The organism is Lysobacter sp. A289 (genome assembly GCF_054072675.1).
This window is the reverse complement of sequence record NZ_JBSVRN010000001.1, coordinates 1,154,514-1,173,779: the sequence shown is the minus strand read 5'-3', so window position 1 is coordinate 1,173,779 and position 19,266 is coordinate 1,154,514. Positions and strand designations below refer to the sequence as shown.

The 19,266-nt window shown below is 65.0% G+C and carries 22 protein-coding genes and 1 tRNA gene; 10 read left to right on the top strand and 13 right to left on the bottom strand.

Translation table 11 applies throughout. The features are described from left to right. Window positions 1-116 precede the first annotated feature (116 nt). Window positions 117-1,208 (bottom strand): DNA polymerase IV, encoded by a 1,092-nt coding sequence (dinB, locus tag ACW5DN_RS05325; protein WP_456961703.1) that lies wholly within the window; start codon window positions 1,206-1,208, stop codon window positions 117-119. 168 nt (window positions 1,209-1,376) lie between these two features. On the opposite strand from dinB, the gene ACW5DN_RS05320 reads away from it, so the two are divergent. From ACW5DN_RS05320 to ACW5DN_RS05295, 6 genes are all read left to right on the top strand, one after another. Further along, window positions 1,377-1,997: a CDP-alcohol phosphatidyltransferase family protein gene (locus tag ACW5DN_RS05320; RefSeq protein ID WP_456961702.1), complete on the top strand. Its 621-nt coding sequence runs from the start codon at window positions 1,377-1,379 to the stop codon at window positions 1,995-1,997. A 60-nt stretch (window positions 1,998-2,057) separates the two neighbouring features. After that, complete coding sequence (gene phaE, locus ACW5DN_RS05315) at window positions 2,058-3,389, top strand: class III poly(R)-hydroxyalkanoic acid synthase subunit PhaE (protein ID WP_456961701.1); 1,332 nt, start codon at window positions 2,058-2,060, stop codon at window positions 3,387-3,389. 1 nt (window position 3,390) lies between these two features. After that, window positions 3,391-4,497: a class III poly(R)-hydroxyalkanoic acid synthase subunit PhaC gene (locus ACW5DN_RS05310; RefSeq protein WP_456961700.1), complete on the top strand. Its 1,107-nt coding sequence runs from the start codon at window positions 3,391-3,393 to the stop codon at window positions 4,495-4,497. A gap of 79 nt (window positions 4,498-4,576) precedes the next feature. Then, on the top strand, window positions 4,577-4,780 hold the full coding sequence (locus ACW5DN_RS05305) for a PspC domain-containing protein (RefSeq protein WP_456961699.1): 204 nt from the start codon (window positions 4,577-4,579) through the stop codon (window positions 4,778-4,780). A gap of 41 nt (window positions 4,781-4,821) precedes the next feature. Beyond that, on the top strand, window positions 4,822-5,250 hold the full coding sequence (locus tag ACW5DN_RS05300) for a hypothetical protein (protein ID WP_456961698.1): 429 nt from the start codon (window positions 4,822-4,824) through the stop codon (window positions 5,248-5,250). Window positions 5,251-5,315: 65 nt separating this feature from the next. Beyond that, window positions 5,316-5,402, top strand: a tRNA-Leu gene (locus ACW5DN_RS05295). Window positions 5,403-5,472: 70 nt separating this feature from the next. Here ACW5DN_RS05295 and ACW5DN_RS05290 read toward each other — a convergent pair. Genes ACW5DN_RS05290 through ACW5DN_RS05235 form a run of 12 tightly spaced genes read right to left on the bottom strand, consistent with a single transcriptional unit; the run spans window position 5,473 to window position 14,614 of the window. Next, the gene (locus tag ACW5DN_RS05290; RefSeq protein ID WP_456961697.1) at window positions 5,473-6,066 is read right to left on the bottom strand and encodes a cysteine dioxygenase; all 594 of its coding nucleotides are present in this window, start codon (window positions 6,064-6,066) and stop codon (window positions 5,473-5,475) included. 53 nt (window positions 6,067-6,119) lie between these two features. Next, complete coding sequence (gene metX, locus ACW5DN_RS05285) at window positions 6,120-7,253, bottom strand: homoserine O-acetyltransferase MetX (RefSeq protein ID WP_456961696.1); 1,134 nt, start codon at window positions 7,251-7,253, stop codon at window positions 6,120-6,122. 19 nt (window positions 7,254-7,272) lie between these two features. Then, complete coding sequence (locus ACW5DN_RS05280) at window positions 7,273-8,283, bottom strand: tetratricopeptide repeat protein (protein WP_456961695.1); 1,011 nt, start codon at window positions 8,281-8,283, stop codon at window positions 7,273-7,275. Further along, entirely contained in the window at window positions 8,277-8,735 is a 459-nt protein-coding gene (locus ACW5DN_RS05275) for a cytochrome c-type biogenesis protein (RefSeq protein ID WP_456961694.1), read from the bottom strand. Before ACW5DN_RS05275 ends, ACW5DN_RS05280 begins: the two co-directional genes overlap by 7 nt. Then, window positions 8,732-9,304, bottom strand: a complete 573-nt coding sequence (locus ACW5DN_RS05270) for a DsbE family thiol:disulfide interchange protein (RefSeq protein WP_456961693.1) — start codon at window positions 9,302-9,304, stop codon at window positions 8,732-8,734. Before ACW5DN_RS05270 ends, ACW5DN_RS05275 begins: the two co-directional genes overlap by 4 nt. Continuing rightward, the gene (locus ACW5DN_RS05265) at window positions 9,301-11,250 is read right to left on the bottom strand and encodes a heme lyase CcmF/NrfE family subunit (RefSeq protein ID WP_456961692.1); all 1,950 of its coding nucleotides are present in this window, start codon (window positions 11,248-11,250) and stop codon (window positions 9,301-9,303) included. The genes ACW5DN_RS05270 and ACW5DN_RS05265 overlap by 4 nt, the downstream gene beginning before the upstream one ends. Window positions 11,251-11,252: 2 nt before the next feature. Continuing rightward, window positions 11,253-11,756, bottom strand: a complete 504-nt coding sequence (ccmE, locus tag ACW5DN_RS05260) for a cytochrome c maturation protein CcmE (protein WP_456961691.1) — start codon at window positions 11,754-11,756, stop codon at window positions 11,253-11,255. Further along, entirely contained in the window at window positions 11,753-11,944 is a 192-nt protein-coding gene (gene ccmD, locus ACW5DN_RS05255; RefSeq protein WP_456961690.1) for a heme exporter protein CcmD, read from the bottom strand. Before ccmD ends, ccmE begins: the two co-directional genes overlap by 4 nt. Continuing rightward, entirely contained in the window at window positions 11,941-12,714 is a 774-nt protein-coding gene (gene ccmC, locus ACW5DN_RS05250) for a heme ABC transporter permease CcmC (protein ID WP_456961689.1), read from the bottom strand. Before ccmC ends, ccmD begins: the two co-directional genes overlap by 4 nt. A 5-nt stretch (window positions 12,715-12,719) precedes the next feature. Next, window positions 12,720-13,409, bottom strand: a complete 690-nt coding sequence (gene ccmB / locus ACW5DN_RS05245; protein WP_456961688.1) for a heme exporter protein CcmB — start codon at window positions 13,407-13,409, stop codon at window positions 12,720-12,722. Continuing rightward, window positions 13,406-14,065: a heme ABC exporter ATP-binding protein CcmA gene (ccmA, locus tag ACW5DN_RS05240; protein ID WP_456961687.1), complete on the bottom strand. Its 660-nt coding sequence runs from the start codon at window positions 14,063-14,065 to the stop codon at window positions 13,406-13,408. Before ccmA ends, ccmB begins: the two co-directional genes overlap by 4 nt. 39 nt (window positions 14,066-14,104) lie before the next feature. Beyond that, complete coding sequence (locus ACW5DN_RS05235; RefSeq protein ID WP_456961686.1) at window positions 14,105-14,614, bottom strand: DUF3293 domain-containing protein; 510 nt, start codon at window positions 14,612-14,614, stop codon at window positions 14,105-14,107. A gap of 162 nt (window positions 14,615-14,776) precedes the next feature. Here ACW5DN_RS05235 and ACW5DN_RS05230 point away from each other — a divergent pair, with 162 nt between their 5' ends. From ACW5DN_RS05230 to ACW5DN_RS05215, 4 genes are all read left to right on the top strand, one after another. Then, on the top strand, window positions 14,777-15,946 hold the full coding sequence (locus ACW5DN_RS05230; RefSeq protein WP_456961685.1) for a pyridoxal phosphate-dependent aminotransferase: 1,170 nt from the start codon (window positions 14,777-14,779) through the stop codon (window positions 15,944-15,946). Next, a complete protein-coding gene (locus ACW5DN_RS05225; RefSeq protein ID WP_456961684.1) occupies window positions 15,943-16,740 on the top strand; it encodes an amidohydrolase in 798 nt (265 codons plus the stop codon). The genes ACW5DN_RS05230 and ACW5DN_RS05225 overlap by 4 nt, the downstream gene beginning before the upstream one ends. 177 nt (window positions 16,741-16,917) lie before the next feature. Next, window positions 16,918-18,477, top strand: coding sequence for an NfeD family protein (locus ACW5DN_RS05220; RefSeq protein WP_456961683.1), 1,560 nt, complete (start codon window positions 16,918-16,920; stop codon window positions 18,475-18,477). After that, window positions 18,474-19,238 carry a slipin family protein gene (locus ACW5DN_RS05215; protein WP_456961682.1) on the top strand — a complete coding sequence of 255 codons (765 nt, stop codon included), beginning with the start codon at window positions 18,474-18,476 and terminating at the stop codon, window positions 19,236-19,238. Before ACW5DN_RS05220 ends, ACW5DN_RS05215 begins: the two co-directional genes overlap by 4 nt. Window positions 19,239-19,266: the final 28 nt, after the last annotated feature.

Here is a 19,266-nt window from a genome sequence, read left to right as displayed (position 1 = left end):
GGATTCCCGCCTCCGTCAGTCCAGTATTTCCGTCGACCGTCCCAATGCATGAGACTGCCGGGAATCGTCGTGCGCCACCAAAGACGGCGAAGACGAAAGATAACGAAAGGAGGAAGTCAGTCGTGCTCGAAAAGATCCGACTGGACGCGCACATCGTCCTGGTCGACGAAACCGGACAGTCCTACCCCCACCAGTCGATAGCGCGTACCCGCCGGCAATTCCACCCGCGTGCGCAACTCGCAGGCGATGTCGGCCAGCACTTCCAGTGTCGTCGGTTGCATGGCCGGGGTCAGGCTGCGGGTGAGGATGCGGAAGTCATGGGTCTTGAGCTTGAGCACCACGGTGCGGGCAAGCCGGCCTTGGTGCTGGGTGCGTTCGCGCTGGTAACCCGCCCAGGTCTTCTCGGCGAGGCGTCGGATGTGCGGTTCCAGCGCATCCAGCAGCAGGTCGTGCTCGAAGGTGTCTTCTGACGAGATCTGCATGGTCGGGCGCTCGGAGCGCACCGGGTTGTCGTCGATGCCGAGCGAGAGTTCGTGCAGGCGTCGCCCCCAGCGGCCGAAACGCAACTCCAGTTCGGCCGCCGGCAGCGAGCGCAACTGACCGACCGTGGCGATGCCCAGTTCGGCCAGCTTGCCCTGCATCACCTTGCCGACTCCCGGCAAGCGACCGACGGCCAGCGGCAACAGGAATGCATCGACCTGCCGCGGGCGCACCACGCAGATGCCATTGGGTTTGTTCCAGTCCGAGGCGATCTTGGCCAGGAACTTGTTCGGCGCAACCCCGGCCGAGGCGGTCAACCCGGTTTCATTAAAAATTGCGGCACGGATCGCCTCGGCGGTCGCGGTGGCCGACGGCAGGCCGGTCCTGGTTTCGGTGACGTCGAGGTAAGCCTCGTCCAGCGACAGCGGTTCGATGAGGTCGGTGTGGCGGGCGAAGATCTCGCGCACCTGCCTTGATGCCGCCTTGTAACGGACGAAATCCGGCGGTACGAATACCGCCTGCGGACACAGCCGCTCGGCGCGGGTCGCGGGCATCGCCGAATGCACCCCAAACTTGCGCGCCTCGTAACTGGCCGCAACCACCACCGAGCGCCCGCCTCGCCAGGCGACGACCACCGGTCGACCGCGCAGCGAAGGATCGTCGCGCTGCTCGACCGACGCGTAGAACGCGTCCATGTCGACATGCAGGATTTTGCGGGGTGGGGCCATCGCGATACTGTTTCCGGGTAGCGTCCTTCGGAACCTATTGTAGGAGCGGCTTCAGCCGCGATCGGGCCATGCGGGTGGAGCGACGGGATGCTTTTGCTTTCACCCGTCATTTGGCAGGCTGGACGCCTCGGTTTGCGCGATGATGGCGAACCACACGGGAGTCAGTGAATGCAGCAACGCCGCCATTTTTCGATGCTTCGCGAGTTCGCCCTCGCGGACTGGTTCACCCTCGGCAACGCCTTCTGCGGCACCGGGGCGGTTTTTGCCGCGATGCGCTTCCTCCAGGAAGGGATCGTGTTCGACTTGATGATCGGCATGGCGCTGATCCCGCTGGCTTTCATCTTCGATGCGCTTGACGGCCGCATCGCGCGTTGGCGCAAGTCGGCTTCCACCCTGGGCCGGGAGCTGGACTCGCTGGCCGATGTGATCTCGTTCGGGGTCGCCCCCGCCGCGCTGGCTTACGCCTGCGGATTGCAGGGTGGCTGGGACTGGGTGGTGCTGAGTTACTTCGTCGGTTGCGGGGTCAGTCGGCTGGCGCGTTACAACGTCACAGCCGAGCAGTTGTCCGGCGCCGAGGGCAAGGTCAAGTTCTTCGAGGGCACGCCGATCCCGACCAGCCTGGTCCTGGTGGTGGTGTTGTGGATCGCGGCCGGGCAGGGCGCAATCGGCGCCAACCTGTGGCTGGGCATGGTCAAGCTGGGGCCGTGGCAGTTCCATCCACTGGTGTTGATGTTCGCTTTGTCGGGCACCTTGATGGTCAGCAAGACGGTGCGCATTCCCAAGCCGTAGGCATCCACCCTGTATCCAGACATAGCGTTGTTATGATCGAGCTCACGCTTGGAGAATGAAATGGCCAATCACGGGTTCGGTACGGGTGGCTTTCCGCCCGGCGGTTTTGGAAGCGGTGCCGGCGGCGGTTCCGGCAACGACGATTTCGAGTCGCTGGCACGGCAGTACTGGAGTCGCTGGGGCGAGATGTTGCGCGCCGCGCCCGCGTCGACGCCAGGAGTCTCGGCTGCCGGGTTTCCCGGTGGAGGCTTCCCGGGTGCCGGTTTCGCAGGCGCGGGGTCTCCGGGTGTGGCAGCCGGGATGCCGGGCTGGGAGGAGGCAACCGCATGGTGGTCGCAATTGGCCAGTAGCGGCAACAGCCCGGCCGATGCAGCCGTCGACCGCTTTACCGACCAGACATGCGGCTGGTTCGCGCAGATGCAGCAGTTGGCAGCCCGGTTCGCAGGCCAGGATGCAAGTGCGCCGGAGATCGCAGAGGCCTGGAAAAGCATCCTCGGAGGCGCGGGTGGCAACCCGTTTGCCGATGCGCTGCGCGACATGCACGGACCGGGTCAGCAAGGCTTCGAGCAATGGTTCGAGCAAGTGACTCCGTGGCTGGAGAAAATGCAGGCCGGTGGGCAAACCTGGCTGGGCACGCCCGCAGTGGGATTCACCCGCGAGCACCAGCAGCGCTGGCAGCAGCTTGCCCAGGCGCAGCAAGACCACCAGCAGCAGGGTCGGGCGTACCAGGCACTGATGGCGCAGGCGTTGCAGGACGCGTTCAAGCGTTTCGAAGAGAAACTGACCGAGTGCAGCGAGCCCGGCAAGAAGCTTGAATCCGCGCGGGCACTGTTTGACCTGTGGATTGATGCCGCCGAGGAGACGTACTCGGAAATCGCGTTGTCGCCGCGCTTCCGTGAGGCCTACGGCGCGATGGTGAACTCGCAGATGCGGCTGCGCACCGCGGTGCAACGCGAGATCGAACAGGTTGGTGAGGCAATGGGCGTGCCCACCCGCAGCGAGGTGGATGCGGTGCATCGCAAGATCGTCCAGTTGGAACGCGAGCTGCGTCGCTTGCGCGACCAGCTGGCTTCCGGCGCGACCGGATCGCCACCGACAAAGCCCAGTCCCAATAGCGGGCGTGCGCCTTCGAAGGCGGCCACGAACAAGGCCGCAAAAGCGAAGCCCGTGAAAAAGGTCGCTAAGAAGGTCGCGAAGAAGGCAGTAAAGAAAGTCGCGAAGAAAGCGGTGAAGGCACCGGCGAAGAAAGTCACGAAGGCACCAGCAAAGAAATCCACGGCCAAAAAGCCGGCCGCGAAAAAGCCGACTGCGAAAAAAACGAAATCCACCACCGGCAAGCCCGCGTCCGCGTCACGACGCGGGGTAGCCAAGTCCGCCGCTAAGGCACGCTGACATGGACAAGCCCACTATGTTCAACACCGGCCCGCTCGACTTCAGCCCCGAAACGATGACGAAAGACGCGATCCAGATGCAGGCTAAGTTGCGCGCCGGTCTCGACACGCTGCATGAGGTGGGCGATATCAGCTATGGCGCAACGCCCAGGCAAGAGGTCTGGTGCGACGGCAAGGTGGTGTTGTACCGCTATCAGGGTGCCTCGCTGGAGGGCGGGCGCGCGCCGACTGCAAAGGTGCCATTGCTGATCGCCTACGCGTTGGTCAATCGCCCCTACATGGTCGACTTGCAGGCCAACAAATCGATCGTGCGCGGGCTGCTTGAGCGCGGCGAGGACGTCTACATCCTCGACTGGGGTTACCCGGACCGCTCCGACCGCTACCTGGAGCTGGAGGACTACATCCAGCGCTACCTCGGTGGCGCGGTCGACCATCTGCGCGCTGCGCACCAACTGGATGCCATCAACCTGCTCGGCATCTGCCAGGGCGGCGCGTTCTCGTTGTGCTACGCCGCGCTCAACCCGGGGAAAGTGCACAACCTGGTCACCATGGTCACCCCGGTCGATTTCCACACCGACGACAACATGCTGGCCAACTGGGTACGTGGGATCGACGTCGATGCGCTGGTCGACGCGCTGGGCAACATCCCGGCCGACATGATGAATTTCACCTACCTGACGCTCAAGCCGTGGCGGCTGTTCGTGCAGAAGTACGTCGGGCTGGTCGACATCCTCGATGACAGGGATGCGCTGGAGGATTTCCTGCGCATGGAGAACTGGATCTTCGATTCGCCCGACCAGGCCGGTGAGGCATTCCGCCAGTTCGCCAAGCAGTTCTACCAGGCCAACGGGTTCCTCAATGGGGGGATCGAGATCGGCGGAAAGGCGGTCGACCTGGCCGACGTCGACATGCCGGTATTGAATGTCTTCGCACAGCACGACCATCTGGTTCCGCCGTCTTCGTCCCAGGCGCTGGGTGGCCTGGTCGGCAGTGACGACTACAGCGAGCTGTCATTCCGCGGCGGCCATATCGGCATCTACGTCTCCAGCCGCGCCCAGCGCGAGGTCCCGCAATCGATCCACGACTGGCTGGCGTCGCGCAGTGGGTAGCGAACGATCCTCCGGCGCGACGCGGTCGTCACCTTGCCGCGCTAGACTCGTTTTACTCCTCCGCTGACCCCGAAATCGCATGGAATCTTCATCACGTCCGTTCACCCGATCGCGTCACGACCGCATGCTGGCCGGCGTCATGGGTGGCATTGCCCGGCGCTTCGGCTGGAGCTCGACATTGGTGCGGGTCGTTTTCGTGATCGTCTCGATTGCCTCCGCGGCGTTCCCCGGCATCCTGGCGTACCTGATCCTGTGGCTGCTGATGCCCGAAGAGGCTGGCTGACGGAAGTGTCATGGCGGCGACGGGCGGTGGTCGTCCTGGGCATGGCGTGGACGTCGCCCAACACGCTGGTCGGATTATTGCTTGGTGTTGCGGGCATGCCGTCTGGCGCGCATGTGCATTGGCAACCTGCTGAGCTGGCGCTGGTATTCCATGGCTGGCGTTGGGGGCCGGGCGGCGCGCTCACGCTGGGCAATGTGATCATCCATACCGGCGACAACCTCGACAGCACTTGTCGAACCTACGCCCATCGAGCCGGGTTGTGTGAAGACCCGCCGGTGCGTCTGGGCGATCACGAGCGCGCCCACGTCTACCAGTACATGGCGCTGGGCGTGCTGTTCCTGCCGCTATACCTGTTGTGTGGCGCAGTAAGCGTGCGCAACCGGTTCGAGCGGGCGGCGGATCGCTACGCCATGAGCGGGCAGGGTTGGTGGCCCTGGCCGGCACCGCCGCTGCCGCCGCATCGGACATAGATCGTGGACGCGGTACGGCAAAAGGCTGGAGTGTGGCCCCGTGCGTCCGTTATACTTCCGGGCTGGCCGAAGTGGCGGAATCGGTAGACGCAGCGGATTCAAAATCCGCCGCCTTTAAAAGCGTGGGGGTTCGAGTCCCCCCTTCGGCACCAGAGACAAACAAGAAAGGCCTGCGAACGATCGCAGGCCTTTCTTGTTTGTCAGGCGGTAATGCGGTGGGTCTCAGCCGGCCTCGTCGGTTTCCAGTGCCTGCGCGGCGCGGGTGAACCACTCGCCTTGATCGGGCACGAACATCGAGCAAGCTTCCATCGGGGCCTTGTAGATGTGCACCGAGATCGCGATCTCGTCGTTGCTGCTGTTGCGGATGGAGTGGTATTCGTGGGGCGGGATCAGACTGCCTGCGCTGCCGGGACCGGCGACCATGCCGCCGGCGCCACGGAAGCGGAAGCGCTCGCCATCGCGTTCGAGCAGCTCGTACTGGGTGATTTCCAGCCCGCCATCCCAGACACCCTCCACGCACCACAGGCCGCAGTGGTCGTGTACCGGTGTGCCCTGGCCGGGCCCCCAGGTCATCGCCACGACGCTGTAGCCATGCTCGGCGCTGCGATAGATCTCGCGGCGGGCGTAGTGGGACTCGATCGGTTCGAAGACGCACTCGGGCAACTGGATATCGCGATCGCGGATCATCCGGCACAAGGTGTTGCGCAGTGCGGCGGTGATCTCGTGCTCGTCGCCGTGGGCCACGGCGGCGTCCAGGGCGGTAACGAGTTTGGCGCGGCCGGTGAAGGCAACGTCGGGCAGGACTTGGCTGGTCATGGCATTGATTCTACGCAAGACAGGCGCGCGTGACAGGCGATGGCTGAATAACCCTACAGGCTGTCGAGAAAACCGCGCACGGCGGGGCCATAACGGTCGAAGTCGACCAGGAAGGCATCGTGTCCCTGCGGCGAAGCCATCGGCAGGCATCGCGTGTCGGCACCACCGTCGGCCAGGCCGTCGGCGATCTCCTGTTGTTGTTGCAGGGGGAACAGGATGTCGCTCTCGGCACCGATCGACAGCGCCTTGTCGATCCGGATCGTGGCCAGACCGGAACGCGTGCGCGCCCGGTTGTCGCCGCTGGCGTGCGGGCAATGGTCGCCCAGGTCGAACCAGTCCATCGAACGGCTGAGGTAGAGGTAGCAATTGGGGTCGAAGTGGCGCACGAAGCGACGGGCATGAGCCTCCAGGTAGCTCTCGACCTGGAACTCGAGCCCGAACGGTTCGTCGTCGGTGTCATCGGAGTCCAGGCGCACGCGGCCGAACCGGCCATCCCATTCCAGCGCGGAACGGTAGGTGATCACCCCAAGTTTGCGCGCCATCCGCATGCCCGACTCGGGGTAGTGCTCATCGTCGTAAGTGCCTTGGTTGAAGTTGGGATCCAGCCGGATGGCCTCGCGTTGCAGCGAGCGGATCGCAATCGACCAGGGCAGCGCGCGGGCGGCACCGGAAATATTCAGGTGGGTACGGGCGATGCCTGGTTGCAGGGCAAGCATCGCCAGTGCGGCCATCCCGCCCATCGAGTTGCCGACCAGACAGGCCAGTTGCTCGATGCCGAGCTGGCGAACCACGTGGGCCGCCGCCTGTGCGCCATCCTCGATCGACAACTCGGGAAAGTCGAACCGATAAGGTGCGCCGTTGTCCGGGTTGATCGACGCCGGCCCGGTCGAGCCCTTGCAACTGCCCAGCGAATTGGTGCAGATCACGAACCAGCGATCACTGTCGATCGGTTTGCCCGGGCCGACCATCGGCTCCCACCAGCCCGGCTCCGGGTTGGCCGGGTTGGCCGCGGCGTGCGCGTTGGGGGACAGCCCGGGGACGATCAACACCGCATTGTCGCGTGCCGCGTTGAGCGTCCCCCAGGTCTCGTAGGCCATGCGCGCGCCGTGCAGCTCACCGCCACGCCTCATCGGAAATGGTGAGGGCAGGTCGATCCAGCGGGTACCTGGTGGGATGAACTCGGTCACGTCGGATTGCCTTCCCTGGTTATTTAACGACCTGGTCGATCAACAGCGCCGCAGCAGCTTCCGGCCCGGTATCGATGGTCACCGAGGCCGATTCGAAGTCGCCCGGCTGCGCGCTGGCATCGCCGCTGGCGGAGATCCGCGCGCTGAGCTGGACCTGGTCGAGCTGCGACAGCTTCATCGTCGGCATCAGGCTGTCGTTGTCGTCAAGGACGATGGTGAACGGGAACTGCGTCGCCTGCAGTTTCTCCACCGCGACCGGCATTGGCGCGCCGCTGGCCTGGCGGGCGATCACGAACACGCTGGCACCCTGCGGATACTGCATTGCCAATGCCGGATCCAGCGATACGCTGATGGTGATCCGAACCGGCGACGCGTCCGCCACGGCCACCTCTGGCAGAGGGTCAAGTCCGGCATCGACCCGCGCCTGGTTGATCTGCGGTCGCAGGGTCGCTGCGGTCGCCGGGTCGACCTGGGTCAGCAATGGCGTCCAGGTCTTGACTGCCCCCGCCGCATCCCCGGCCTGGCGCTGGGATATCCCCAGGAACCATCGCGCCCGTTGGTGGTTTGGCTGCAAGGACAGTGCGCGCTGCAGCATCGATACCGCCTGCTGGTCGAAGCTGCGTTCATCGGAGGCCAATGCGCGCGCCTCCGCGGCCTCGGTCAGGATGTCCGGATCATCCGGGGCGAGTTTCAGGGCGCGGCCGAAGGCATCGCCGGCTTCGCTCATGTCGCCCTGGGCCAAGTAGGCCCGGGCCAGCAATCGCCAGCCCTCGACCTGGTTGGGGTCGCGGTCCAGCTCGGTCTGCAACTGGGTGATCGCATCGGCCAGGGTCTCGGGTATCGCCCGTTGGGCCGGGTCCAGCGCCCGAGGCGTGCCGACCACGGTGTACAACAGGCCGACGCTGATGCCGATCAGCACGATCGCGCCGATCCCGGCCGCGGGCCGGGCCCGCCAGATGGGTTGCAGGACATAGCCCAGTACCAGCAATACCAGCACCACGCTGGCGATCACGAACACGGTGGTCACCATTCCTGATCCTCGTTGATTGCCTCATTGGCGGTCTTGTTGCTGCCACTGCGTTTGCGCACCACGTTGACGACCACCAGACCGCCAAACAGCAGCAGTACCGCTGGGCCGAACCACAACAACCAGGTGCTGGCATCGACCTGGGGGCGGTAGAGCACGAACTCGCCATAACGGGCGACCAGATACTGTTTGACCTCGCCGTCGGTCTTGTCCTGGCGCATCAATGTCAGCACTTCGTGGCGCAGGTCGTGGGCGATCGGCGCATCGGAGTCTGCCAGCGACTGGTTCTGGCACTTCACGCATCGCAGTTCTTCGGTCAGCGCGTGGAAGCGGTCGGCCTCGCCCTGGTCGCTGAACTCGATTGGCGTCCGGTCACCGGTGGCCTGGGCGAGTGCCACGGTCGGCAGCAGCGCAAGCAGTATCGGCAGGACGATCATTCGCAGGTAGCGGTTCATTGCCCTGCCTCGATCCGGGCCAACAGCGGCACTATCTCGGTCTGGATGATCTCCTCGCTGACCGCGCCGACATGTTTCCAGCGCACGATGCCTTCGCCGTCGACCAGGAACGTCTCGGGCGCACCGTAAATGCCCCAGTCGATCGCCTTCTCGCCGGTGTAGTCGGTCAGCACCAGCCAATACGGGTTGCCGTACTGCTCCAACCAGCGCAGCGCGTCGGCGTGTTCGTCTTTCAGGTTATAGCCGATCACCCGCACACGTTTGGTCTCGGAGAAGCGGGTCAGGATCGGGTGTTCGACCCGGCATTCCGGACACCAGCTACCCCATACGTTCATCAGGTAGGGCTCGCCGCTCAATTCTTCGGACGATACCAACCGGCCTGGCTCATGCAGTACCGGCAGTTCGAAGGTCGGCGCAGGCTTGCCGATCAACGCAGACGGCAGGGCGTCGCGGTTCTGGTTGCGGCTCATCTTCACCCCGGCCGCCAGCAGCGCGGCCAGCAGCGCGAATACCAACAGCGGCAGCCAGCGCATCGCCGATTTTTGCGGTTGCATGGTTGGGGGGCTCATTTGGCAGCCTCCTGTCCGTTGCCGGTCGCACGCGTCGGGCCGGAGGTCCGGCGGAAGCGCTTGTCGGCCGCAGTCACCAGGCCACCGAGCATCATCAGGATGGCGCCGGCCCAGACCCAGCGGATAAATGGCTTTACCTGCACCCGCAGCGCCCAGGCACCACCCCCCAACGGCTCGCCGATGGCGACAAAGACATCGCGGGTGACGCCGGCAATGATCGCGGCCTCGGTCATCACCTGGCCACCGAGATAGGTGCGTTTTTCGGGGTGCAGCAGGGCCAGTGGCTTGTCGCCGACGAATACCTGCACGGTGGCGTAGCTGGCCTGGAAATTGGGGCCATTACGCTCTGCTACGCCATCGAAGCGGAACGAGTACTTATCCAGCTCGATGGTCTGGCCCGGCCTCACCGCAGTCTCGTGTTGCTGTTCCAGTCCTTCCACCAGCAAGGCGCCGACCAGGAATACCGCGACGCCAAGGTGGGCGAGCGTCATGCCCAGCATCTCCGCGGTCATCCGCGTGCCGCGGCCCTTCAGCCGCGTCCACACGAAGCGCAACGTGCCCAGGGACACCCAACTGGCACCCACCACGCCCGCAACGACCTTCCAGCCACCTTGCGGGGCGAGGAAGAACGCGCCCACGCCCATGACCACGGCCACGCCTGCCCACGGCAACAACATCGCCACCGGCCTGGAGGCCTGGTCGCGTTGCCAGCGGGTCAGTGGGCCGAACGGCAACAGCAGCACCAACGGCGCCATCAGCAGGGTAAACAACAGGGCGAAGTAGGGCGGGCCGACCGAGATCTTGCCCAGTTCCAGCGCATCGGCCAGCAATGGGTACAGGGTGCCCAGCAGCACCATCGCGCACGCGATCGACAACAGCAGGTTGTTGCCCAGCAGCAGGGTCTCGCGCGAGCACACCGCAAACGGCTTGCCATCTGCCTCGCTCGGGGACCGCAGTGCGTAAAGCACCAGCGAGCCACCAATCACGATGCCCAGGAAGATCAGGATGAACAAGCCGCGGGTCGGGTCGGCGGCAAAGGCGTGCACGCTGGTCAAGACACCCGAGCGGACCAGGAAAGTGCCCAGCAACGACAGCGAGAAGGTCGCGATGGCGAGCAACAAGGTCCAGCCGCGGAAGCTGCCGCGCTTCTCGGTCACCGCCTGCGAGTGCAACAGCGCGGTGCCGGCCAGCCACGGCATGAAGCTCGCGTTCTCGACCGGGTCCCAGAACCACCAGCCACCCCAGCCCAGTTCGTAATACGCCCACCAACTGCCCAATGCGATGCCGAAGGTCAGGAACGCCCAGGCCACGTTGGTCCACGGCCGAACCCAGCGTAGCCAACGCGCATCGACCTTGCCGTCGAGCAGCGCGGCGATCGCGAACGCGAACGGGACCGAGAACCCGACGTAGCCGAAATACAGCATCGGCGGGTGGATGATCATCCCCGGGTCCTGCAACAGCGGGTTGAGGTCGCGACCCTCGACGACCGCCGGCAACAGGCGCTCGAACGGGTTGCTGGTGAAGATCAGGAACGCCAGGAAGCCGATGCTGACAATGCCCATGACGCCGAGCACGCGGGCGATCACCGGGGTCGGCAAGCGCTGCGAAAAGAGCGCGACTGCACCGCTCCACAATGCCAACACCATCGCCCACAACAGCAGTGAACCCTCGTGCGCGCCCCACACCGCGGTATAGCGATACCCCACCGGCAACATTGAATTGGAGTTCTCGGCGACATAGCGCAGCGAGAAATCCTGGTTGACGAAGCCAAGGGTCAGGATCACGAACGCCAACCCGACCAGTAGCAACTGGGCGTAGGCTGCCGGTCGCGCAACGGCCATCCAGCTGCCAATGTCGCGATGGGCGCCGACCAGCGGTAGTGCCGTCTGCACCATCGCGACCAGCAGCGCCAGCAGCAGGGCCACCTGGCCGAGTTCAGGCAGCATCGTTATTGCCCCGCCGCGGGTGCGTCGACTTCGTGCTTGTCAACGTCAGGCTTGTCAACGTCATGCTTCTGGTGGGCGATGCCCATCTTGTCGGCAACCTCCTTGGGCATGTAGCTCTCGTCGTGCTTGGCCAGCACTTCCTCGGCGACGAAGCGGTCGCCTTCCATGCGGCCTGTCGCGATGACCGCCTGGTTCTCACGGAAGAGGTCGGGCAGGATGCCGGTGTAGGTGACCGGCATCAGCGCGTCACCGTCGGTCACGGAAAAGTGCGACTCGAGCGTTCCTTCCTGGCGTTGCAGGGATCCCTCCGCGACCATCCCGCCCAGGCGGAACCGGGCTTGGCCAGAGGCGACCTCGGCACCGGCCTCACCGGTGATTATCTCGTTGGGCGTGTACAGGTATGCCACGTTGCGCTGCAGTGCCATGGCGACCAGCGCGGTCGCAACGGCAGCTGCTGCCACCAGGGCCAGTATCCACATCAGGCGGCGACGTCTAATCGGATTCATCGGGTCAACTCATTGGAAATGGGGGGTTGGCTGGTGGCTTGATCGCCGGGTCTTGCCGCCTGTCTGGCCGCGCGGCGGCGGGCATTGCGCAGCTCCCGTCGCAGTTGCAGCCAACTGGCGATGAAGTCCCAGCCCAGCACCAGCACGAATACCGCGTAGCCGGCAATGACGTAGTTCAGGTAACTCATGGCTCGGCTCCGCGCCGCGCAGACGGCTTCGCGGTGGCCAGCGCGAGCACCCAGGCCTTGCCGGATTCGCGGCGCAGGTTGTCCGCACGCGCCCGCACCAGCAGCGCGCCAATGAACCACAGCTTGGTACCTACCAGCATCCAGATCAGCGGCTGGACCATGCTGGCGTCCATCGTCGACTCGCCAAACAGGCGGATCGACGGGCCTTGGTGCAGCGAGTTCCACCACACCACCGAGTAACGGATCACCGGCAGCAACACCACGCCTACAATCGCCAACAGGCCGGCGGCGCGGGCGGCGGCGCGGCGGTCGTCAATCGCGTTGTACAGGCCGATGACGCCCAGGTAGAGGAACAGCAGGATCAGTTCGGTGGTCAGGCGCGGGTCCCAATCCCACCACGTGCCCCACATCGGCTTGCCCCAGATCGCGCCGGTCAACAGGGTGATCAGGGTGAACCCGGCGCCGATCGGCGCGCAGGCCATGGCCAGGATTTCGCACAGCTTGATCCGCCAGATCAGTGCAATGGCCGAATAAAACGCCATCAGCCCGAATACGGCCAGGCTCATCCAGGCACTGGGCACGTGGATGTAGAGGATGCGGAAGCTGTCGCCTTGCTGGTAATCGGCGGGGACCACGAACAGCGCGCCGTACATGCCCCAGGCCATGACCGCCAGGCCGAGCGCATACGCCCATGGCGTCCAGCGCGCGGCAAACCGGTCGAAATTGGGTGGCGAACCCAGTTTGTGGAACCACAGGATGATTGGATTCATATGCCTCAATTCAGAGCGATCCGGATCGCGGCCGCGGCGGTCAACGGCGCCAGTACCAACGCGACAACCAGTCCGGCGCCCAGCAACAGCAGTGCGCCGACCGGATCCAATCCCTGGGTTGATGCGGCCACGCTGCCTGCGCCAAACACCAATACCGGCACGTACAAGGGCAGTGCCAACAGCGCAACCAGTATACCGGAGCGCCTCATGCCGACGGTCAGCGCGGCGACTACGGCGCCCAGCAGGCTCAACAGCGGCGTGCCCAATGCCAGCGAGGCCATCAGCACCGGCAATTGCTGGTGTGGCAAATGCATCAGTTCGGCCAGGAACGGCGTGGCCAGCAGCAGTGGCAAAGCCGTGGTCGCCCAATGGGTGAAGGTGCGCACCGCGACCAGCCAGCCCAGTGGCACCGGTGCCAGCATCCATTGCTCCAGCGAGCCATCCTCGGCATCGCCGCGGAACAGGGTGTCCAGCGACAACAGGCCGGCCAGCAATACCGCGACCCAAAGCACCGCGGCGGCGACCCGGGACAAGGTCTCCGCCTCGCCGCCCAGCGCCAGTGCAAACAGCACCACCACCAACAGCGCGAACAGCGCCGGCTGCAGCGCATCGCCCCGGCGCCGCCACAGCAGCCGCAGGTCACGCAGCAACAGGGCCTTGGCCGAACCGACCAGACCGGGAGTCGCGAGACTCATGCCGTGTACTCCGCGGCCGGCTTCAGCAGGGTCAGCATCCGGGTGCGGACCGGCGGCGCCGCGTAGGCGCCGTGGGTGGTGACCAGCGCCGCGCCACCACCGCGCAGATGGGCCTGGACCATGCGATTGACCAGCTCGATGCCTTGCAAGTCCAGGTTGGCGTAGGGCTCGTCAAGCAGCCATAGCGGCGCCGGCGATAACCACAGCCGTGCCAGCGAGAGCCGCCTTTTCTGGCCGGCGGACAATTGCCGGGCCAGCGCGTCCTCGTAACCTGACAAGCCGACGATGCCCAACGCGTTGACCGGGTTCTGGTTACGACGCCGGCCCTGCAGGCCGCACAGGAACTCCAGGTTCTCCAGCGTGCTCAGGTCGGCCTTGAAGCCGGGCAGATGGCCCATGTAGGCGATCGCCCGGGCACGTCGCGACACGCGTGCGCGTTGACCGTCGATATCCACCTCGCCGGCATCGGCGCGCAACAGACCTGAAAGTACCCGCAGCAGGGTGGTCTTGCCGGCGCCATTGTCACCTTGCACCAGCAACGCCTCGCCGGCATCGACCGAGAAATCCAGCGGCCCGAAAACCGGTTCATCATTGCGGGCAAAGGACAACCCGCGGGCTGCGAGCAGCGGCGGGGCGGATAGATCAGGAGGACTCATCGACAGGGACAGGAGCCAACGGAATGCGAAACGACCATGTTACGCGGTCGCCGCTGGGTTCACCCGTTCGCCGATCCAGTCGACGTGCGAACCGAATGCCTCCTCGGGATCGTGACCGGGCGGACGCTCGATCGACATCCGTAACCGGACCGGTTCGCCACGGCACCATGCCAGCACGGCGGCCTGGCCGAACTCGCTGGCGAGACGATCGACCGTGTTGTCGTCGATATCGGCCAACAGCCAGCCCGGTTCCTGCCAGCCGCCGTCCGGAGCTTCGGCCCAGGCGCGCAGGCGCGCGGCGCCGATAGCGTCGAGTCGGGTTTCCAGCACGACGTCAGCTGCTGTATTGGCCGTGTCCGAGCGCGGTTCGGAGGCAGGATTCCAGGCGGTGATGAACAGGTACCGCTTGGCGGGCCAATACGCCTCCAGGTCGGCCGCGTGATGGCCGACCTGCAGCGGCAGGGTATCGCCGTCCAGCTTGACCACGTATCGCGCTGAAGCGTAGGCGGCGGACAATTCGATGGGGTCGACGACGGTGAGTTCTCGCATTTCCGCAGTGTCTGGCGGTCACGGCCGGGATGCAAGTCCGGAACCTTGTTTTTTCCTTGCATTTCAACACATGCAGCGGGCCAGGGCGCGTGCCGGACGGCAAAATCCCCGGCGGCCGGTATTTCGTAGACTAAGGAGCCCAACTCCGCGGATCGACAACCGATGACTCCAGATACGGCGACGCCCCACTTGCAGACCAAGCTGCCAAAGGTCGGCACAACCATCTTTACGGTGATGTCGCAGCTCGCTGCCGAGCACGACGCGGTCAACCTGGGCCAGGGATTTCCTGATTTTGACCCGCCGGAGAGACTGACGTCGGCGTTGACCCAGGCCATGCGCGATGGCCGCAACCAGTACTCGCCGATGACCGGTATCCCCGCGTTGCGCGAGGCGATCGCGGCCAAGACCGAGCGTTGCTACGGCTATCGCCCCGACGTGGACGCGGAGATCACGGTCACCTCGGGCGGCAGCGAAGCGATCCTGGATGCGGTCCATGCGGTGGTGCGGCCGGGTGAGGAAGTGATCGTGCTCGACCCGTGCTACGACTGTTACGAGCCGGCGATCGAGCTGGCCGGCGGCATCGCGGTGCATGTGCCGCTGGACCCGCGAACCTTCGCCCCCGACTGGGGCCTGGTTCGTGACGCGATTACGCCGAAGACGCGGATGCTGATGATCAACAGCCCGCACAACCCATCCGGGGCAACGTTCAGCACCGATGACATCCGCCAGCTCAGCGACTTGTTGCGCGACACCAGCATCATCTTGCTGTCGGACGAGGTCTACGAGCACATCGTGTATGACGGCGCCCGCCACGAGTCGGTGTTGCGGTATCCGGAGCTGCGCGAGCGTGCGTTCGTGGTCTCCAGTTTCGGCAAGACCTACCACTGCACCGGCTGGAAGGCCGGCTACTGCATTGCTCCGCCGACCTTGAGCGTCGAGTTCCGCAAAGTCCACCAGTACAACACCTTCTGCACCTTCACGCCGGCGCAGTTTGCGTTCGCCGAGATGATCCAGGACGAGCCGGAGCACTATGAGCAACTGGGCGCGTTCTACCAGCCGATGCGTGACCGTTTCCGCGAGCAATTGCTGACCACCCGGTTCAAGCCGCTGCCGGTGCCGGGCGGGTATTTCCAGCTGGTGGACTACTCCGCCGTCAGCGATCTGGACGATGCCGAGTTCTGCCGCTGGCTGGCGGTGGAGCATGGCGTGGCTGCGATCCCGCTGTCGCCGTTCTACGGCACGCCGCCCAAGGGACAGCGTCTGGTGCGGCTGTGTTTCGCCAAGAGTGAGACAACCCTGGATGCGGCCATCGAACGACTGAGGAAATTATGAAGAACCTGCGTATCTCCCTTATCCAGGGTTTCACCCTGTGGCACGACCCTGCCGGCAATCGCGACTATTACGGCGCGCTGGCAGCGCCGTTGCGGGGACTGACCGATCTGGTCGTGCTGCCGGAGACCTTCACCAGCGGCTTCTCAAATGACGCGATCGGGGACGCCGAGACCATGGACGGCCCGACGGTCGCCTGGATCCGCGAGCAGGCGTCGAGCCTGGACGCCGCCGTGACCGGCAGCGTGCAGATCCGCGAAGGCGACCAAGTATTCAACCGGATGCTGTTTGCCAAGCCCGACGGTGAGCTGCACACCTACGACAAGCGCCACCTGTTCCGTTACGCCGGCGAGCACAAGCGTTACGCGCCCGGTCGCGACCGGATCACGGTGCAATGGAAGGGTTGGAGCATCTGTCCGCTGGTCTGCTACGACCTGCGCTTCCCGGTGTTCTCGCGCAATCGCTTCGATGTGGAGCGCCCGGGCCTGCCGGATTACGATCTGGTGTTGTATGTCGCCAACTGGCCCGCCGCCCGCGCCTACGCCTGGAAGACGCTGCTGCGTGCGCGCGCCATCGAGAACCTGTGCTATGTCGCTGGCCTCAACCGTGTCGGCACCGATGGCAACGGCATTGCGTATGCGGGTGACAGCTCGGTGATTGATTTCGTCGGTGACGCGTTAAGCGAATGCACCGACTCGGAGATGACCACCACCACGACGTTGCTTGCGTCCGAACTGCAGGCTCACCGCGAGCGATTTCCGGCAATGCTGGACGGGGACGCGTTCGAGATCACCTGAGCCGGGGCTTACGCAATACCGGCACGTCTCGGCACGGCGTAATGCGCTTCGGTTATTGCGCCTTACGGCTTGACTCGGGTGATTAGCGTGTCCGCATTCACGGCGTTGTCAGGACCCTAACGTCTGTCAGTGTCTACTCGGGTCATGGGCGGAGTAGCGCCGCGGTTCGGGGGCGTCATGAGCTTGATCGCACGAGCGTTCTGGTTATTGATCTTCAGCGTTGGATTGGCAGTCTCGATGCCGGCATTGGCCGCAGTGTCCCAGTCGGCGGAGCCGACGCCTGCGCTCGAGCCGGGTAACACGACACGCGCCGGGGTGGTGCTGTTGGAGATCCAGGGCGGCATTGGCCCGGCCACGCGCGACTATGTGAGGCGCGGCCTTGATCGCGCTGCCGAGCAGAACGCCGTAGCCGTGGTGCTGCGGATCGACACGCCCGGCGGTTTGGACCTGTCCACCCGCGACATCAACCAGGCGATCCTGGCGTCCACGGTGCCGGTGATCGGCTGGGTCGCGCCCCAGGGCGCACGCGCCGCCAGTGCCGGCACCTACATCCTGTATGCCTGTCATCTGGCGGCGATGGCGCCGGCGACTGCGTTGGGTGCCGCCACGCCGGTATCGATGGGCGGTGGTGGGCCGGACATCGTTCCCGGGGACAGAAATGGGCAATCCGAAGACGAACCATCCGGAGGTGCCGCAGGGAGCGACTCTGGTCGGGACGGTACCGGTCAGGGTAATCCAGCTCAAGACAGTCCGACGGAAGACAATCCGGTAGACGGCGCCCCAGCCTCCGCCAAACCCGCCCCAGGTGCCGGCGGCGCGATGGCGCACAAGGTCATCAATGATGCCGCCGCCTACCTGCGCAGCCTGGCCGAGTTGCGCGGCCGAAATGCCGACTTTGCCGAGCGTGCCGTGCGTGAAGCGGCCACCCTGACCGCCGAGCAGGCCCTGCAACGCAACGTGATCGAAATTGTCGCCAACGACCTGGACAGCTTGCTGGCCCAGGCCGACGGGCGCCAGGTCAAACTGCACCACGCCACCGTCACCCTGGACACTGCAGGCCAGCCGGTTACCAGCATCGAGCCCGACTGGCGCTTCAAGTTGCTCGCGGTGCTGACCAACCCGACGGTTGCCTACATGCTGTTGCTGGCCGGGATGTACGGCCTGCTGCTGGAAGGCTACAGCCCGGGCGCGGTGCTGCCAGGCGTGGTCGGTGCGATCTGCCTGCTACTGGCCCTGTATGCGATGCAGGTGTTGCCGGTGAACTACGCCGGGGTGGGATTGATTGTGCTCGGTATCGTCTTGATGGGCCTGGAGTTCGCGATGCCGAGCTTCGGCGCGCTTGGCATAGGAGGCTTGATTGCGTTGATGATCGGCTCGCTGATCATGTTCGATACCGACGTGCCCGGGTTCGGCGTGCCCGGGCAGCTGATCGTCGCGATTGGCGTCACCAGCGGGCTGGGCTTCATGGGCCTGATCTGGTTGGCGATGCGCGCACGCGCCAAACCGGTGACCACCGGCGCCGATGAGATGGTCGGCCACCACGCAACCGCGATCGCGGACTTTCACGGCCACGGCCACGTGCGGATTCGCGGAGAGATCTGGCAGGCCGTATCAACCACGCCCGTCACCCGTGGCCAAACGCTGCAGGTACTCGCCCTTGATGGCCTGGTCCTGCAGGTCGCCCCGGTTGTCGAATCGCCCGCCGTGCACACCCCAGAACCCGGAGTTCGTCCATGAACATGCTCGTGTTTCTCCCGATCCTGATCGTCATCGCGTTGTTTTTTTTCAGCGCCATCAAGATTCTGCGTGAGTACGAGCGCGGCGTCGTGTTCCAGCTCGGTCGCTTCTGGAGCATCAAGGGGCCGGGGTTGATTTTCCTGATCCCGGTTGTCCAGCAGATGGTCCGGGTCGACCTGCGCACGATCGTCATGGACGTGCCGACGCAAGACCTGATCACCCGCGACAACGTCTCGGTGCAGGTCAACGCCGTGGTGTACTTCCGCGTGGTTGATCCGGAGAAAGCCATCATCGCGGTCGAACACTTCTACGACGCCACCAGCCAACTCGCCCAGACCACCCTGCGCTCGGTGCTCGGCCAGCATGAGCTGGACCAGTTGCTGGCCGAGCGCGACAAGCTCAACCAGGACGTGCGCACCATCCTCGACAGCCAGACCGACGCCTGGGGCATCAAGGTCGCCAACGTCGAGATCAAGCACGTCGATATCAACGAGACCATGGTCCGCGCGATTGCCCGCCAGGCCGAAGCCGAGCGCGTGCGTCGGGCCAAGATCATCCACGCAGAGGGAGAGCAGCAGGCCGCCGAGAAACTGGTCGAGGCCGCCAAGTTGCTGGGTGCCGACCCGCGCGCGATCCAGTTGCGCTACCTGCAGACCCTGACCGAGATCGCCGGCGACAGGAGCTCGACGATCGTCTTCCCGCTGCCATTGGATCTGGTGGAACCGATGCTGGCGCGGTTGAAAGCGCCACCGCGCGAATGAGTCGTCGTCGCCGCGAGGCTCACTGCGG